Below are 16,477 nucleotides of genomic sequence, written 5' to 3' on the forward strand. Positions count from 1 at the left end.
CTCCTGGCGATCTGGTTGCCGATCGCCAGACGTCATTTGTTCTCAGCGCACGAGCCCCGATCGCCACGTCAAGATACGCACTCCGCGAGACATTTCCTTCAGGGACGGCGACCCGACACCCCGGCAACGATCGCTAGGAGATCAGGATGCCGCTATCGACGCCCAGCATGTGGCCGGTCGTGCGTTTCGACTCATCGGAGGCAAGGAATACCGCGGCATTTGCGACATCGATGGGCTCGCTAAGACCCAGAAGGTAGGCGCGGCGCTGCACTTCCAGGTGGGGCTCGCTGGCAAAGAATCCGAGCACCCGTTCCGTCGCCACGGCGCCAGGCACGAGCGCGTTGACGCGCACGCCACTTGCGGCATATTCGACCGCCATGGATCGTGTCAGTGCGATCACGCCGCCTTTGGCGGCTGAATAGGCATCGCGGTTCGGCACGCCCATCGCGCCCATGATCGATGCCGTATTGATGACGGCGCCTCCGCCGGCCTTGATCAGCTCCGGTATGCCGTAGTGACAGCACAGCCACGTCCCGAACAGATCGAGCTCGACCGTCTTCCAGAAGACATCTGGCGGTGTCCGAGTCACCGGCCCGTCCTTGGCCGATGAGCCGCCGGCATTGTTATAGACGACATCGAGCCGGCCGAAGTGCTCAACGGTTTCGGAGATCGCACGCTTCACGCTGTCCGCCTTGGTGACATCGGTCAGCACGAAACGCGCGTCGCCGCCCGCGGCCCGAATATCGGCGGCAATCTGCTCGCCCTCTGCTACGCGGCGCCCCGACACAGAAACCCTTGCTCCCTCCTCAGCGAACACCTTGCAGGCCACGGCGCCAATGCCGCCTGTACCGCCGGTAATAAACGCAACCTTGTCTCGCAGTCGCCCAGCCATAGTCCGCTATCCTCTTGAAATGCCTTCGCTACGATGCGGGCGCGGCGTGTAGCCGTCAGCCGTGATGATGGGCAGATGAGTCCAGCCGTTGTCAGGGAGCCGCATCCACGCGCCGGCGGCCAGCGCACCACCATCGACGACAATGGTAGATCCGCTGATCCAGCCGGACAGCCGCGGCGACGCCAGGAACAAGGCTGCGCCCGCGGAATCGCTTCCCTCTCCGAAGCGTCCGATTGGAAACCAGCGGCCAAGATAATCCCGGTTCTCGGGCGGAACCCGTGAGGTTGCGGTGATCTGGGCTGTATTGGTGGTTTCCGGCGCGATCGCATTGACGCGAATGCCATACTGGCCGAGCTCAACAGCGAGGCTTCGCGTAAAGCCGGTGATCGCCGCCTTGAACGCCGAATAGACCACGGAGAGCGGAATGCCGCGAAATGCCTCGATCGTGGAAACGTTGATGATGCTCCCGTCCTTGCCGCTCCTCCGTATCAGCGGGATCGCGGCCCTGGACATGAGCAGCACATGCCGCAGGTTGATCGCATAGAGAGCATCCCACTGCTCTTCGGTCGAATCCGCGAACTCCGTTTTATGACCCAGATAGTCGCCGACATTGTTGACCAGGACATCGAGGCGGCCGAAATGCTTGTCGACCTCGCCAATGACACGCCCGACATCGCCTGCCTTGCGGACATCCGCTGTAACGACAACGGCGTCCGCGCGGACCGCGACAAGAGCGCGACGGGTATCTTCAGCCCGCGCCTCATCGATCTCGGCGATGGCGACACGCATTCCCGCTTTCACAAACAACTCGGCGGTCGCGCGCCCGATGCCCGCACCACCGCCGGTGATCAGCGCCACCTTGCTGGAGAGACCCAGGAGGGACAGCTCGCCGTCCTCAGTCATCGTCCCTTCCCCCATAGGCCTTGAAGCAAATGTTCGTGCGAGAGGCCTGCCCAATCGACGACGAGATCCCTGCCACCGAGCCGTGCAGCCGAACCGGCGGATGACAAGCAGGGCGATCAAGGCTCATTGGTGCCCCGCCCGCGCGGGCTCAAGCGATCCCACAATCTCATCGACAGCCCGCCGCACGTCGTTCCGGCGATAGCCGAGCATCGCGACCTCGCCCGGCTCAGGCTCGTAGGAGAGCACATGGCCCCGGCCCGGTACGATAAATGCGTCAGGCAGCAGCGGATGCTCTTCATTGCGTTCTTCGATGCTGCGCGTGCCCCCGACGGCCTCGACGATCATCTGAAAAAAGGCTCGGAACGTGAGATTCTGATCACCGATGAGATAGGCCTTGCCCGACTCAGCGCCTCGGAGGGCACCTTCGATCGCCTCGACCAGAGAGCGAACCGACATGTAGTTGGTGCCGCCGGCCGGTGCAAAATCCGGGATGTCGGGCAGCTCGCCCCGCCCCCATGCGGCGAGCACTTCATAGCGCCGCGCAGGAATACCGGTCATGACGCCAACGATCGACGGTGGATTGAGGGTGGACACATTGAAGTCGGCGGTCGCCAGAGCACGCGCCCCATGATCGGCCTGCATGCGGGCATGAACATAGGCATTCGTGTCGGCGAGATGAGGCAAGACCTGGTGATAATAACTGCCGAGATGGACCAGCCGCTTGACACCGGCCTGCCGCGCGCGCGCCACGAAAGCGGGAACGCCCTCGATCTGGGTGACGCGCCAGAACTCACGCTCGTCCAGCCCCTTGGGCAGATGGCGGATGTCATTGCCGGCTGCGAACACAATCGCGTCGAATGGAGCAAGGTCGGCGGTCGTGAAGTCTCCCTTGGTATAGTCCCCGACAAGGGTCGGGAACCCAGCCATTGGCGTCTCGCCAGCGGCCGGCCGTCGAGAGGCCAGCACCACCTCATGGCCTTGCGCAGACAGATGAACGGCCGCGTGACCTCCGATCATGCCCGTTCCGCCGACAATCAGGATTTTCACAACGCTCCCCTCGCACAGCCGCGCTTCTCACGCCGAAGACGCAAACTGGGGACATCACCATCCACGCACATCGTCCGCTTGGAGTATTCGGCAGCTCTTCTCCGGCAACGATCCGGCCTAACTCAATCAGACGATGTCACCTGATTCCCGGGGTGCAAGACGATCTGTGAAGCTGACCTGTTCAAGTGCTGATGCCAGTCAGTCACGGAGAGCCGCCGGATGTCGCCGCCACGCCCGTGGCTCCCTGGCTGTGGCGGGCGCGGCCCCTGACATGGTGCCATCGATCAGGTAGCTTCAAGACAATGACATGTCAGCCGGGTGAAACGTCGGCAGACAGACGAGCAGGAAATAGTCATGGAAAGCCTTTCACAGATACTGGTCCGTGCAATTCGATTGACGCCGGACCGGGCTTTCATCATCGCCAATGACGAAACCATCTCATACGCGCAGTTCGGCGCCCGGACCGCCCAGTTGGCCGAGGTCCTGCGCGATCACGGTGTGAAGAAGGGTGACCGTGTCGGCCTCTATCTGCCGAGTACGCCGCTGATGGCAATCGGCTTTTGGGCCTGCCAGCGGCTTGGCGCCATCCCGGCGCCGATCAGCGCCATGTTTCGCCACCCAGAGTTGCGCAAGATCATTGACCACACCGGCATGACCGCGCTGATCGCCGATCAGGCGACCTGGCCCTATTTCGCGGAAATTCGCGACGAATTTGCGGGCCTGAAGCACTGCTTCGTGGCGTCTGGGGACCGCAGCGGCTCCGACCTTGTGACCATGATGGATGCCGCGTCCGGAAACTTTGTGGATGCCGACTGCGACACGCGCGATATCGCCTGCTTGTTCTTCACGTCCGGCACGACCGGCTCGCCGAAGGGAACGGCACAGACCCACTTCAATATTTCCTCCACGCTGCGCGACATGATGGTTTCGCACCGGTCACGCTTCGGCGCGGAAACCTATCTGTGCGCCGTTCCGCTGTTCACGAACTTCGGGCTGAACGTGACGCTGAACCTCTGTCTCTACGCCGGTGGGACGATCGTTCTTCACGAGCGCTGGGACACGCACCGCGTGCTCGGCGACATCGGAAAGTACAAGGCGACCTATTTCGGCGGCACGCCGACCATGTACGTCTATATCGTCAACGAGTACGATCCCGCACAGCACGATCTCCGATCGCTGCGCGTCTGCACCACGGGCGGCTCGCCGGTTCCTCAGCCGGTGATTCAGCGATTCGAGGCGCTGAGTGGCGCCCGCGTGACCCAGGTCTACGGCGCGACCGAAACCTGCGGTCAGAATGTCATGGAGCCGACCGTGGGCGTGAGAAAGCCGGGCGCGGCCGGGCTCCCGGTCGGCAGCTCGCGGATCGCGATCGTCGATGATGACGGCGAGCCCCTGCCGGCGGGCCAGGTGGGCGAAGTCATTATCGAGGGCGACTGCGTCGCCGCCGGCTACTGGCAGGACGAGACGGCCACCCGCGAAGCCTTCACCGGCGACGGCTGGCGTTCGGGTGATCTCGGCTATCTCGACGAGGACGGCTATCTTTTCATCGTCGATCGCAAGAAGGACGTCATCATCGCCGGCGGCCACAACATCTATCCGCTGGAACTGGAGACCCTGCTCTACAAGCACCCGGCAACCGCCATGTGCGCGGTCGTCGGCCTGCCTGACGAGAGCAAGGGCGAAATTCCAGTCGCGGTGATCGTACGGACATCCGGCAGCGATGTCAGCGCTGAGGACATCATCGCCTATTGCCGCCAGAACCTCGCCGCGTACAAGGTCCCCCGTGTCGTTCATTTCGTGGACGAGATGCCGGTCGAGGCAGCGAAAATCCGGAAGCGCGAACTTGTAAGGGCCCTGCGCGAACAGGACCTCGACCGCTTCCGCCGTGGCGGTTAGATCGTTTTCGAGCGAAGCATGCCCCCGGACTTGATCCGGTGGTGGGCACCGCTTCGCGTGAAGAAAACGCGTCAAAACAAAAAACGAGAGCGCGTTTGCGATTCCATCGGAAGCAAACGCGCTCTGATCCCCGGCCTCACCCTACCGGCATGTGCTTGCCGACGTCTCCGGCGGCGCCGTAGGCACTCCAGCCACCGTCGACGGGCAGAACGACGCCGGTGATATAAGACGCCCAGTCCGAGAGCAGGAAAGCGACCGCACTGGCCATCTCGTTGGAGGAGGCAAGCCGCCGCAACGGCGTGCGCCCCTCCACCACGGAGGGGTCGAAGACCTGCCGGTCCAGCAGCGCCTGCACCATCGGCGTACGCGTGTAGCCCGGCGCGATGCCGTTGACACGGACGCCGACACCACCCCATTCACAGGCCAGCGTCTTTGTCAGGTGAATGATTCCCGCCTTGGCGACACCATAAGCCGAGCGGCCGGGAAACGCGTCGAGGCCGACGATGGACGACACGTTGACGATGGCGCCCGCCTTTTGCGCCGCCATGATGCGGCCAGCCGCGCGACAGACGAGATAGGTGCCGTACAGGTTGACGTCCACAACCCTGCGCCAGCGCTCGGGGTCCTGCGCATGCACCGGCACGAGATCATCCCCGATCCCGGCAGAGTTGAACACCAGATCCAGCCCGCCGAGCGCCCCAGCAGCTTCGGCCACCATGCGCTCGCTGTCTTCGGCATTCGACACGTCGCCCTGCGTCCAGGCCACGGCCTTCGTGTCGCCGAGGGCGGCTTCGGCCCGCTCGCCATCGATATCGGCAATCGCGACTCGGGCGCCCAGATCAGACAGAACACGGGCGGTCGCTGCTCCAATACCACTCGCACCGCCCGTCACCAGTGTACGCTTTCCGTCCAACCGGATCGGCGAAATGCTTTCAGTGCGCATCGGGATCAACTCCGCTTTGCTCTTCGGCCTTGAAATGAAAATCCGCGCTCCAGCTGTCTCGCGACTGCCCCTGCAGGGCGAGATAAGCCTGTGCGACGAGATCAGGATCATATGGCGTACCCGCCTCCATCGTGCCGTGGATGGCAACGGTGGTGACGTGGACGCCCGCCCCGGACAACTCCTTCGCGAGAGAATGGCCGAGACTGCGCAGCGCAGCCTTGCCCATGGATGTCACGCCCCATTCGATCCATGGATCGAATGCGAGGACGCCGCCCGTCAACAGAATGGTGCCGTGACCGCGCCTGATCATCGCCGGCGCGACGGTCCTGGCGGCATGATGCGCGCCCGCAACATTGGTCCGGAAGGCGTTGATCACATAGTCGACGCTGGCGGGCTCACCATGCGCGGCCCACCCGTCCGCAGCGCCATACCTGGCCATTTCGATCGCAGACGGCGTCACGAACCTCGCCGGCTCGATGAGAGCGGCATTGTAGATCAGGACCTCCGCCTCGCCGTAGCGCGCCCGGATCTGCTGGTGAACGCCGTCCATGGCGGCGGTGTCACCGGCATCGCCCGCGAAGCCGGTGACCTCATACCCTTGCTTCCTGAGGCCTTGCTCATAAGCAGCAATGGCATCCGCACGACGGCCGACGAACGCGACCGCGAAGCCGTCAGCGGCGAAGGCGCGGACGAGCGCGCGTCCGAGCCCCGGTCCCATACCGATGACGATGGCGACGGGACGCGTCAACGCGCGGCCTCCGCCGGAGACTCTTTTGATGGCGAAACGCTTTCCAGGCCGCCCCCCGCCCGACGCACGCCGCGATTGGCCAAAATCTCTTCAAGGGTTCCGATGATGCCCTTTCGCAAGAACAGCACGCACAACACGAAAATGGCCCCCTGGATCACGACGACCCAGGCCCCCGATGTTGCGAATTTGGTCTGAAGGGTGACCAGAACCGCGGCGCCGACGACCGGGCCGAGCAGCGTTCCCACGCCTCCGATCAACGTCATCAGAAGAACATCTGCCGACGCGCCGAAATGGAGATCGGCAAGCGATGCAATCTGGAAGACGATGGCCTTCAGGCCGCCCGCCAGCCCGGAGAGCATGGCGGAAAGAGTGAAGGCGATCAACTTGAAGTGGTCTGTCGAATAGCCCAGCGACGTCGACCGCGCCGGATTTTCCCGGATCGATTTGAGTGTCAGCCCGAAGGGCGAATGCACGATCCGGTAGATGAAAGCGAAAGCGGCGAGGAAAACCGCGAGCGTCACGAAATATATGTTCGTCGAGTTGCCGAGGTCGACAAGTCCGAAAAGCATCCCCCGCGGCACTGATTGAATGCCGTCTTCGCCATGCGTCCAGCCAGTTTGCAACGCGTAGAAGTAGACGATCTGCGCGAGGGCCAGGGTGATCATCGCGAAATAGAGACCCTGGCGTCTGATCGCCAGCCAGCCGAACAGGACACCGATCACGGTCGAGGCGGAAACGCCGAGCAGGACGCAGAGCTCGGGCCGCAAGCCCCACACGGCCGCGGATTGGGCGGTGATATAGGAGGAGGCGCCGAAGAATGCGGCATGGCCGAAGGCGAGCAGACCGACATAGCCGAAGATCAGATTGTAGGCCATCGCGAACAGGGCGAAGCACAGGATCTTCATGGCCAGGATCGGGAATATCAGGTACGGCAGGACCACGCCGACGACAAGCAGCACGCCGAACCACAACGGGCCATTTTCCAGGATGCTGCCGGCACGCCCCGACGAGACGTCGGCCACTGAATGCACCGCGGTATCCTTGCCGAAGAGCCCCGCCGGACGCAGGATCAGGATGACGGCCATGATGACGAAGATGACCGTCGTCGAGGCCTGAGGATAGAAGACCTTTGTGAGCCCTTCGGCGAGGCCCATCATCAGGCCACTCGCGATGGCGCCAAGGATGGAGCCCATGCCGCCGATCACCACCACCGCAAAAGTGGTGATGATGATGCTCTGTCCCATCTGCGGGCCGACCTGATAGATCGGCGCCGCCATCACCCCCGTGAGACCCGCCAGCCCCACACCGAATGCATAGGTCAACATCAGCATGCGGGGGACGTTGATTCCGAAGGCGCGCACCAGTTCGGGATTCTCGGTCGCCGCCCTGAGATAGGAGCCGAGCTTGGTTCGCTCGATCAAATACCAGGTGCCGAAGCAGAGAATGAGCGCCGCAGCGACCACCCAGGCGCGATAGTAGGGCAGCATCATGAAGCCGAGATCAACCGCGCCCTTCAACGAATCCGGTACGTCATACTGCTGACCCGCCGCGCCATAGCGCACGTTGAACAAGCCCTCGATGATCATGGCCAGTCCAACCGTCAGCAGGAGACCGTAGGCATGGTCGAGATCGTAGATCCGCCGGATGAACAGGCGCTCCATCAACGCCCCGACCGCGGCGACGACCAGCGGAACGATGACCAGGGCCCACCAGTAGCCGACCGCAGGAAGATCCAGCGACGGAAACAGCTCCGGCAGGTTGAGCAGGTACCATGCCGCAAATGCGCCGAGCATGTACTGCGCGCCATGGACGAAATTGCCAATGCGCAGCATCCCGAAAATGACTGCGACACCGAGACTCATCATGGCATAGAACGAGCCGTTGATGAGGCCGACGAGCAACTGGCCATAGAGCAGCGCGGGCGGGATCGCCATCAGATCAGTCATTTCGGTCTATACCCCGAGATAGGTCTTTATTGTCTGTTCGCTTGCCGCGAGGTCGTCACGGTCGAAGCCATCGACGACCTTTCCGTGCTCAACGATGTAGAAGCGATCGGCCAGCCTCGCCGCGAAGCGAAAATTCTGCTCGACGAGCAAGATGGTGTATCCGCGCTCCCTGAGCGTGGAGATCAGCGCGCCAATCCTCTTGACGATAACCGGCGCCAGGCCTTCGGTCGGCTCATCGAGCAGCAGAAGCCTCGCGCCAGACCGCAAGATCCGGCCGATCGCCAGCATCTGCTGCTCGCCGCCGGACAGCTTCGTTCCCGGACTCGACCAGCGATCCCTGAGATTGGGAAACAGGGCCAGCACGTCGGCATCACTCATGCCGCCTGGGCCGATGACCGGCGGCAGCCCGAGATTTTCCGCCACCGTCAGGCTGGCGAAGATGCCGCGCTCCTCGGGACAATAGGCGACGCCGCTGCGCGCCACGGATTCGGGCGCAAGGCGCGCAATATCATACCCGTCGAAGCGGATGACACCGCTCTTGCGACGCAACAGTCCCATGATCGCCCGCAAGGTCGAGGTCTTTCCCGCCCCGTTACGTCCCAGCAGCGTGACCACCTTGCCGGGTGCGACGTCGAACTCGACGCCGTGCAGCGCCTTGCTTTCGTCGTACCAGGCATGGAGATCGCGCACATCGAGAAGAGGGCCATTTCGATGCGGCAGATCAATCATCGACGCCTCCGATATAGGCCTCGACGACACGCGGATCGCGCGACACCGTCTCATAGCTCCCTTCAGCGAGAATGCGACCGCCAGCCAGAACCGTGATGGTATCCGACAGTGCAGCCACAACGGACAGATTGTGTTCGACCATCAGGATCGATCGCTGAGCGGAAATGCGGCGGATCAATGCCGCGATCCGATCGACGTCTTCATGTCCCAGACCGGCGGTTGGCTCATCGAGCAGCAACATTTCAGGATCAAGCGCCAGGGTCGTCGCAACTTCGAGCGCGCGCTTACGTCCATATGGCAGGTTGGCGGCAGGCTCGTTCCGATAGGTCAGGAGGCCGACGTCATCCAGCAGCTCATCCACGCGTCCATCGAGCGTCCTGTGTGCGCCATCGCCGCGCCAGAATTTGTAGGAGATCCCCAGCGGGCGCTGCAGGGCGATGAGCACATTCTCCCGCACGGTCATGCGCGGATAGACCGCGGAGATCTGAAACGAGCGAACAACTCCCCTGCGCGCCACCTGCTCCGGACGAAGCGAGGTAATGTCCGCTCCGTTGAATTTGATCAGCCCCGCGCTTGGCTGCAGAAACTTTGTAATGAGGTTGAACGTCGTAGTCTTTCCGGCCCCGTTCGGGCCAATCAACGCATGAATCGAGTGCCGTCTGATCTTCAGGTCGACATCCTTGACGGCGGCGAAACCAAAGAACGTCTTGGTCAACCCCGATACTTCGATGATGTAATCACTGGCCGCAGCCTGCACGCTTTTCGCTCCTCACACATCAAACGCGACCGGTAGATCGACACGAATGCCATCGGCGTCGAGAGCATGCAGCAACGCCGCCAACCACCATCCGCCGCATCAAACGACCATGATCGCACGCCATGCTGCCGATCATTCCGGGCCGAATGGTCGCCACGCGCCCCATTCTGCCGCTCCCTGCGTGCTTCGGGATCGCCGCCAGCGGCAGCGGTCACCCGCTAGTTCTTCACAAGGGGACACTTCGACTGATTAAGCGACTGGAATGCCTTTTCAGCCGGAACGGTTGCGAGAACCTTGAACACGTCCTGCTTGTCGGCTGCCTCTCCCGGGCTTTTGACCTGAAGCATGTACATGTCATGGACAAGCCGGCCGTTTGGCCGAAGCGTTGCGTTATGCGCAAAGAAGTCGTCGATCTTCGTTGAGCGCAGCTGGGCCAGAACAGCGTCCGGCGCATCGGATCCGGCAGCCTTGACAGCCTTCAGATAGTTCAGCACGGCCGAATAGCTGCCCGCCGCGATCCAGCCCGGCGCATTGCCGGTCTTCTGCATCATGGCGTCCTTGAACTTCCGCGACGCCTCGTCGGCGTTCCAATACCAGGGAGAAGCGAACTGGATGCCCTTCAGGGTGGCAAGGCCGATCGATCGCGCTTCCGACTGGTGAAGGACGGTCAGCGCGACGCGCTGCCCTCGCTGGATGAGACCGAATTCCTGAACCTGCTTCAACGCATTGATCAACTCGGGGCCGTTCAGCGTAATCGCGATGACCTTCGCCCCCGAGGACTGTGCTTGCAGAATGTAGGATGAAAAATCCGTGGTGCCGAGCGGCGCGCGCACCGATCCGACGATCTTGCCGCCCTCCTCCTGAATTGTGGTCTTGACGGTATTCTCGAGGACCTTACCGCCCTCGTAGTCCGGCGAAATCACGTACCAGGTTTCGCCGCCCTGCTCCATCTGCGCATGCACGGATGAGCGGGCAACGGAATAGGCGTCGTATGCCCATGCGATACCGTAGCCGTTGCAGTTCTCCTCGGTCATCCGATCGGTGAGCGGCGAAACGAACAGGCCGATCCGCTTTTTCTCGCCCAGCAGCGTATTGACGCTCAACGCAACAGCCGAGTTGGCGACGTCGACGATGACGTCGACGTTGTCCTGATCGAGCCATTGCCTGGCGATCGCCAATGCGACCTCCGGCTTGTTCTGGTGATCGGCGGACACAACCTCGATCGGCTTGCCGAGAACTTCGCCACCGAAATCGGCGACCGCGGTCTTGACCGCCGCAATGACCTCGGTGCCGCCGATGGCGGAGAACGACGTGCTCTGGTCGTTGAGAACCCCGATCCTGACCCGGCCGTCCTGGGCGTAGGCGGCGGACGTCAAAGACAATGCGACAAGCGTCGCAACAGCGAATTTCATGTTTCCTTCCCCAACGATTTTTATAGGCCAGCTCGTTCGCCATGCGGATCAGAAGCAGGTCGTGGCGAGTGTTTCGCTCGCAATCTCACGCACTGGCAACGGCTACGCTCGCAGCGCTCAGGCTTCGTTACATCGTCTGAAGAGACTATCGCAGATGAAGGTGTGGTTGACCACGGCGGAGGCTTGACAAGGCACTCTCCCTGCACACCTTCACGCCGCCCGGCACGAGATAAAAACCCGGGAAATCATTCGACTGGCACCTCTCGTCCCAGCTGCAATGCGACGGCTTTCTCACGGAAAACGCGAGGTGCCGCCCCCGGGCAAGCGCGACTTCGAGCCATCCCGTACACCTCAAGCCACCCGCAATGAAAAGGCCTCCGGCAGGGCACTGCCGGAGGCCGCGGAGATCTTCATGAGATGGACGATGCTTTTCCCTTTGTGGGACGCCTCAGAACGACCGGATGATATCCAGTGTACCGCTATAGACGTTCTGGCTTCGCAGCGTGAACGTCGATGCCGGCGCATAACCCGGAACACCGGTCAGAGTTGCCGTGCCGTTCAGGTTCTGATTGATGCGGTCATATGTGAATTGAGCCGCAAGCTGCAGATCCTTGACCGGCGTCCAGGCCGTACGCGTGCCTACCTGCAGGATTCCGAACGAGAAGTCGCCGGTCGCGGAGACCGTACCACTGTTCATCAGGCCATTCGCCGCCGCCGCCATCAACAGGGCGTTGCCGCCCGAGCCGTAGCTGACATGGGCGTAGCCGCCGTAGATCGAGGTCCGCCACGCCGGATTCCAGTAGTGCTCGTAATAGGCCTCGACATTCCATGAGTCGCTTTTGAAGATCTTGGTCCCGTTGGCGTAAACGCCATCCAGCACATACCCGAAAGCGAGGGTCTGGCCGTTGACCCGCGCAAAGCGGCCCGCACCGGTCCCGTCATAGTTGTTGCCGAAATTGTAGCGCGGAGCGCCGTTGGCGAAGCTGGCCTCGACCTTCAGGCTGTCGCCCACGCCGGTCGGCAGGTTCTTCAGTTCGAACGCACCGGTCACCGCATAGCCCCAGGTCGAATTGGGCTTCCCCGAGTCGCTCAGCGCGGGAATGTAGTAAGTGCCGTGAACTTCATGAGCCGCCGCGGCAACGTGCAGCGATCCCCAGGCCTGGTCCAGGCGAACGTTCGCCACGATGTCGGGGACGTGGTCGCCAATCTGCGCATTTCCGACGAAGCTGTTCGTTGCAGTCCCGTAGGTCGGAGCAAGAGGATTGGAGCCGAACGGCCCGAGGAAGGTGTTCGACGTGTTGACGACGCCGGAGGAGCGGTAGGGCTGCGCGTCCTCAAGCCCGATCGTGGCGGACCAGCCATTTCCGAAGGACGCCGTGTAAGCCAGCATCGGAAGACCCGTCATCGAGTTCGAGCCGGGAATGAAGCTCGACGACGTCAGCGGCTTCGACAGCGCCCACTGCGGGTCGAACATCGAGACAGCCTTGCCGAAGGTAAAGCCGGCAAACTGAATGAACATGAAGTCGTTCTCGACAAAACCGCCGGCGATGTTGTCGCGACCCTGGAACCACTGGAACAGAGCGCTGTAGAATGTGCGCAGCGTGCCGTAGTCGGTGTTGGTCCGTGTATCCAGGAGCAGGTTGAACCGCTCATACGTGTTGAAGTAATTCCTGTTGTAGGAGTTTGCGCCAGCGGTGCCGCCCTGCCACGGCGGGAATTCCGTCGCGCTGCCGTTCAGTCCGATATTCATGCGAATGCTGCCGCCGAAGCGAATGCAGGTGTCCGTCCCCGGAATGTAATAGAAGCCCGCGCCGTACGCGGAGCAGACCTTTACATATTCGACAGGCTTCGCCTTGACCGGAAGATCAGCCGCTTGAGCACCAGCCACCGTGACGATGCCTGCAGCCGCACCCAGCAAGACGCGCTTTGCCACCCTCAACCCTGACGTCATTCTCCCCTCCACATTACCCATTTTGAAGTTAACCAGCATGTCTGAAGCAGCGGCCAGCTCAGTGACGTTTGGACGCGGCTACCAAGCCCTCGCCCAGACGCTTTGCTGTTGTGACGACCTGAACCAGCCCCATATCGCAGTGGTGATTGCTGCAACTGAAAATCTCCCTTCAGTTGCGATCCTCATGCGAAGCGGCACCGTTACCAACTCAATCCGCAGCCAGAGGACGCGGCTTCATGCCTGCATTGTTTTCATTGTCACGATTCAGACATCGTCCAAATGAAGTAACGTAGTGAATTCTTCACCTCCATCTTTCGATACATCGAACGCAGCAACGGCGCGCCGCACAAGATTGTCTAAGTTTCGATGAGGACAGGGCTCTCGCTCAGGTAGAACCAACATCCGTCAATCAACCCGATGGCCAGTCCTGTCGCGTTGCTCGCGCACTCTCTCGTTCATCGCATCACGCGCAGAACGCCTTGAGACCGTGTCTACGAACAAGATTCGCGCCGTTTCGCGTCTGATCATTCAGCAGAAAGACAGCCTTCGGCGCGCCATGACGCCTCACGACAACCCAAGTGAGATGAAATGTCGCCGCGCAATCTCCATTCATGGACGATTGTACAGCAGGCTCCGGTCCATCGCGCAGGCGATATCACGATCCGCCAGAAGAGCAACCGGATCGCGCCACACCGCAGCACAAATCGGACAGGCGACACGATGACGCGTCGATTTATTGAGGAGAGAGACCGCAGATCAAGGCGGTCGGATGATCACGCTATGGAAGAGAGAAATCCCGCCAATCGACAGGATGCAGCGAGCAAACGACAGGATGCAGCGAGCTCCCGCTCATCATGATACTCGACAGCCGCAGGCTCCGTGCGGCTGTCGAAGCTCATGTCGACTGCGGCGAGTAGCGCCGCACGAGGTCAAGAAAATGTGGCTGCTCGCCGCCACCGTGCACCTCGAGCGCAGCCCCTGAAATGAATGCGGCGAGCGGGCTGGCGAAAAACAGGACCGCGTCAGCCACGTCCTCGCCCCTCCCCATGCGCTTCATCGGCGTGGCTTCAGCGATCGCCAGCTGGGCTTCGAGCGATCCATAGGTCAGCTCCGTATTGTCCGTCTCGACCAGCCCGACGATGATCGCGTTCACCCGCACCGTCGGACCCCACTCCTGAGCCAGGCTGCTGGTCAGGCTCAGGAGTCCCGCCTTGCTTGCACCATACACAGCCGTGCCAGGCGAGGGCCTGCGACCTGCGACACTCGCGATGTTGATGATGGTGCCACCACCGTGCTGCGGACTCATGGTCTGGTACGCCGCCTGGGACAGATGAATGGGCGCCAGCAAATTCAGCGCGACGATCGCCTCGGAAAAGCGCGGCGACGCAGTGGCGGCATTTGCCGCGGGAGATCCACCCGCGTTGTTCACCAGGAGATCGAGGCGGCCGTGGCTCGCCACCGTGGCCTCGATCAGAGCCTTGCACTCCGTCGCACTGCGAACGTCGCATGCGAGGAATTCAGCCTGCCTGCCCTCGCACTGCGGCAAAGATGAAGGCTGACTTCGTCCGCAAACCACGACGGTGGCGCCAGCATCAAGCAGCGTCGTCGCGATGGCGCGCCCCAGTCCCTTGGTGCCACCGGTCACCAGCGCGACCTTTCCGGCCATGGACAATCGATCTGCGCCTCGTTCCGCGATCATCGGCGGCTCTGCCCGTTTGTGTGTCCTGTCATTTTGTCGACCATAGTCAGGTGCACTGCGCTGGTATTCGTCCTTTCGGACGATAGGGTTGATCCCGTCAATCCTACCACATCACTGAAGTCGCGACAGCGGCGAGCAATCCGAAGCAAGACACCGAAGCGGTACCGAATGTCGCACTCCCCTTTTTCGGGAATTTGCCTCAAGCGACGACCCATCGTCCAAGCGGACGATGCTGGCGTCGCTTCTCAATGACTTGCTGCCAGCTGGACTCAGGGGAGGAAGAATATGCTTTTGCAACGAAGTGGCTCTATGACGCGATACCTCGCTGTCGGCACAGTCTCGGCAATGGCGATCGCGCTGGCGGTCGGCTGCGCACGAGCTGAGGACGTCATCAAGTTCGGCGGTATCGCGTCGATGACAGGCGGCGGGGCCTCGGTCGGCAAGGTCGCCGAAACCGCCTGGCGGCTAGCCATCGAGGATATCAATGCCTCGGGCGGCGTACTCGGCAAAAAGGTCAAACTGGTTCTGGCCGATACAACCACCGACCCGACGCACGCCGTCAGCGAAGCACGCCGCCTGATCGAGAATGAAGGCGTGCAGGTGCTGGTTGGCCCGATCACCAGCCAAGAGGCGATTCCAATCGTCGCGTTGACCAAGGAAAAGGGCATCGCCCAGATCTCGACGGCGGCGTCAACGCAGTTGACGCCAGACGTCGGCCCCTACCACTTTTCCGACTCGGTCACCGGCCTCAACCAAATGCGCGCCAACATCGACTACGCGCTCGATGTGCTCAAGCTGACCAAGCTGGCGCTCATTTCGGACAACGGCGGCATGTCCAAGGCCGCGGCCTCCGAAATCGTCGGATACCTCAAATCACGCAATGTCGAACCGACGATCGTGCAGGAGTTCGCCTTTCACACGGAAGACATGACGCCGCAGCTGCTGTCGATGCGCCGCTCCGGCGCCCAGGCGGTGCTTCTGATCAATTCGATCGGCGATGACTCGCGCAAGCTGCTGGAGAATCGGTCGGACATCGGCTGGGCTGTGCCTGTCCTCGCCAGCCAGACGATGACGAATTTCGCGCTCGGCAACGCGAAGGTCCTCGGCAAGGAGGTCTTTGATGGCGTCTACAGCACACAGTTCGTCGGCATGACCTATTGCCCGAGCGACGCGCCGGGGACGTCGCCCTTCGCCAAGTTCGTCAAGCGCGCCAAGGATACGGTACCTGATCTCGAGCGCATGGGCGGCGCACCGTCACTCACGCCCTATTACATCCAGCCGCTCATCCTCGCGGCGGCGATCAACGGCTCTGGCAAGACCGACGGCCGGTCCATCGCGGCCTGGATCGAGGCGAATGCCGGCAAGATCGAAGCCATGATCGGGCCGCTGCAAGCCAGCAAGACCGATCATTTCCTGCCGGCTCCCCAGGCCATCAAGGTTGTGACCGACATTTATCAGCCGCGCAGCGACGGCCTCGTCAAGCGGGCAGACTGCGGCAGCTAAGCCCCATCAAACCGAGCCAAGGACCATGAAAAGCCGGGCCGCGAGCCCGGC

General features: G+C 62.0%; 14 protein-coding genes and 1 pseudogene. 3 read left to right on the plus strand and 12 right to left on the minus strand.

The features are described 5' to 3' along the window. Positions 1 to 133 precede the first annotated feature (133 nt). The 3 genes from JQ639_RS08970 to JQ639_RS08980 form a co-directional block, all read right to left on the minus strand. Positions 134 to 892 carry an SDR family NAD(P)-dependent oxidoreductase gene (locus JQ639_RS08970; RefSeq protein ID WP_211965771.1) on the minus strand — a complete coding sequence of 253 codons (759 nt, stop codon included), beginning with the start codon at positions 890 to 892 and terminating at the stop codon, positions 134 to 136. 6 nt (positions 893 to 898) lie between these two features. Beyond that, positions 899 to 1,795, minus strand: a complete 897-nt coding sequence (locus JQ639_RS08975; protein WP_249123025.1) for an SDR family NAD(P)-dependent oxidoreductase — start codon at positions 1,793 to 1,795, stop codon at positions 899 to 901. Between the two features lie 123 nt (positions 1,796 to 1,918). Then, positions 1,919 to 2,842: an NAD-dependent epimerase/dehydratase family protein gene (locus tag JQ639_RS08980; RefSeq protein WP_211965772.1), complete on the minus strand. Its 924-nt coding sequence runs from the start codon at positions 2,840 to 2,842 to the stop codon at positions 1,919 to 1,921. Between the two features lie 318 nt (positions 2,843 to 3,160). Between JQ639_RS08980 and JQ639_RS08985 the strand changes: the two genes are divergently transcribed. Next, the gene (locus tag JQ639_RS08985; RefSeq protein ID WP_349644619.1) at positions 3,161 to 4,738 is read left to right on the plus strand and encodes a class I adenylate-forming enzyme family protein; all 1,578 of its coding nucleotides are present in this window, start codon (positions 3,161 to 3,163) and stop codon (positions 4,736 to 4,738) included. A 136-nt stretch (positions 4,739 to 4,874) separates the two neighbouring features. Here JQ639_RS08985 and JQ639_RS08990 read toward each other — a convergent pair whose 3' ends face one another. The 8 genes and pseudogenes from JQ639_RS08990 to JQ639_RS09020 all read right to left on the minus strand — a co-directional run bounded on the left by JQ639_RS08990 (position 4,875) and on the right by JQ639_RS09020 (position 13,263). After that, positions 4,875 to 5,681 carry an SDR family NAD(P)-dependent oxidoreductase gene (locus tag JQ639_RS08990; protein WP_249123026.1) on the minus strand — a complete coding sequence of 269 codons (807 nt, stop codon included), beginning with the start codon at positions 5,679 to 5,681 and terminating at the stop codon, positions 4,875 to 4,877. Then, positions 5,671 to 6,429, minus strand: coding sequence for an SDR family NAD(P)-dependent oxidoreductase (locus tag JQ639_RS08995; protein ID WP_249123027.1), 759 nt, complete (start codon positions 6,427 to 6,429; stop codon positions 5,671 to 5,673). The genes JQ639_RS08990 and JQ639_RS08995 overlap by 11 nt, the downstream gene beginning before the upstream one ends. After that, positions 6,426 to 7,334 (minus strand): branched-chain amino acid ABC transporter permease, encoded by a 909-nt coding sequence (locus JQ639_RS35630; protein WP_349644642.1) that lies wholly within the window; start codon positions 7,332 to 7,334, stop codon positions 6,426 to 6,428. The genes JQ639_RS08995 and JQ639_RS35630 overlap by 4 nt, the downstream gene beginning before the upstream one ends. A 132-nt stretch (positions 7,335 to 7,466) precedes the next feature. Further along, positions 7,467 to 8,375 (minus strand): annotated as a pseudogene (locus JQ639_RS35635) (branched-chain amino acid ABC transporter permease); the annotation flags it as partial. Positions 8,376 to 8,381: 6 nt separating this feature from the next. Beyond that, positions 8,382 to 9,104: an ABC transporter ATP-binding protein gene (locus JQ639_RS09005; RefSeq protein ID WP_211965774.1), complete on the minus strand. Its 723-nt coding sequence runs from the start codon at positions 9,102 to 9,104 to the stop codon at positions 8,382 to 8,384. Next, the gene (locus JQ639_RS09010; protein WP_211965775.1) at positions 9,097 to 9,861 is read right to left on the minus strand and encodes an ABC transporter ATP-binding protein; all 765 of its coding nucleotides are present in this window, start codon (positions 9,859 to 9,861) and stop codon (positions 9,097 to 9,099) included. The genes JQ639_RS09005 and JQ639_RS09010 overlap by 8 nt, the downstream gene beginning before the upstream one ends. A 218-nt stretch (positions 9,862 to 10,079) precedes the next feature. Further along, positions 10,080 to 11,273 carry an ABC transporter substrate-binding protein gene (locus tag JQ639_RS09015; RefSeq protein WP_211965776.1) on the minus strand — a complete coding sequence of 398 codons (1,194 nt, stop codon included), beginning with the start codon at positions 11,271 to 11,273 and terminating at the stop codon, positions 10,080 to 10,082. Positions 11,274 to 11,721: 448 nt separating this feature from the next. Continuing rightward, positions 11,722 to 13,263, minus strand: coding sequence for a porin (locus tag JQ639_RS09020; RefSeq protein ID WP_211965777.1), 1,542 nt, complete (start codon positions 13,261 to 13,263; stop codon positions 11,722 to 11,724). Between JQ639_RS09020 and JQ639_RS09025 the strand changes: the two genes are divergently transcribed. Continuing rightward, the gene (locus tag JQ639_RS09025) at positions 13,262 to 13,507 is read left to right on the plus strand and encodes a hypothetical protein (RefSeq protein ID WP_211965778.1); all 246 of its coding nucleotides are present in this window, start codon (positions 13,262 to 13,264) and stop codon (positions 13,505 to 13,507) included. The two genes, JQ639_RS09020 and JQ639_RS09025, sit on opposite strands and share 2 nt — an antisense overlap. A 612-nt stretch (positions 13,508 to 14,119) precedes the next feature. Here JQ639_RS09025 and JQ639_RS09030 read toward each other — a convergent pair. Then, on the minus strand, positions 14,120 to 14,890 hold the full coding sequence (locus JQ639_RS09030; protein ID WP_249123028.1) for an SDR family oxidoreductase: 771 nt from the start codon (positions 14,888 to 14,890) through the stop codon (positions 14,120 to 14,122). 378 nt (positions 14,891 to 15,268) lie between these two features. Here JQ639_RS09030 and JQ639_RS09035 point away from each other — a divergent pair, with 378 nt between their 5' ends. After that, positions 15,269 to 16,426: an ABC transporter substrate-binding protein gene (locus tag JQ639_RS09035; RefSeq protein ID WP_249123029.1), complete on the plus strand. Its 1,158-nt coding sequence runs from the start codon at positions 15,269 to 15,271 to the stop codon at positions 16,424 to 16,426. Positions 16,427 to 16,477: the final 51 nt, after the last annotated feature.

It is taken from the genome of Bradyrhizobium sp. U87765 SZCCT0048, from assembly GCF_018131225.1.
GTDB lineage: Bacteria > Pseudomonadota > Alphaproteobacteria > Rhizobiales > Xanthobacteraceae > Bradyrhizobium_A.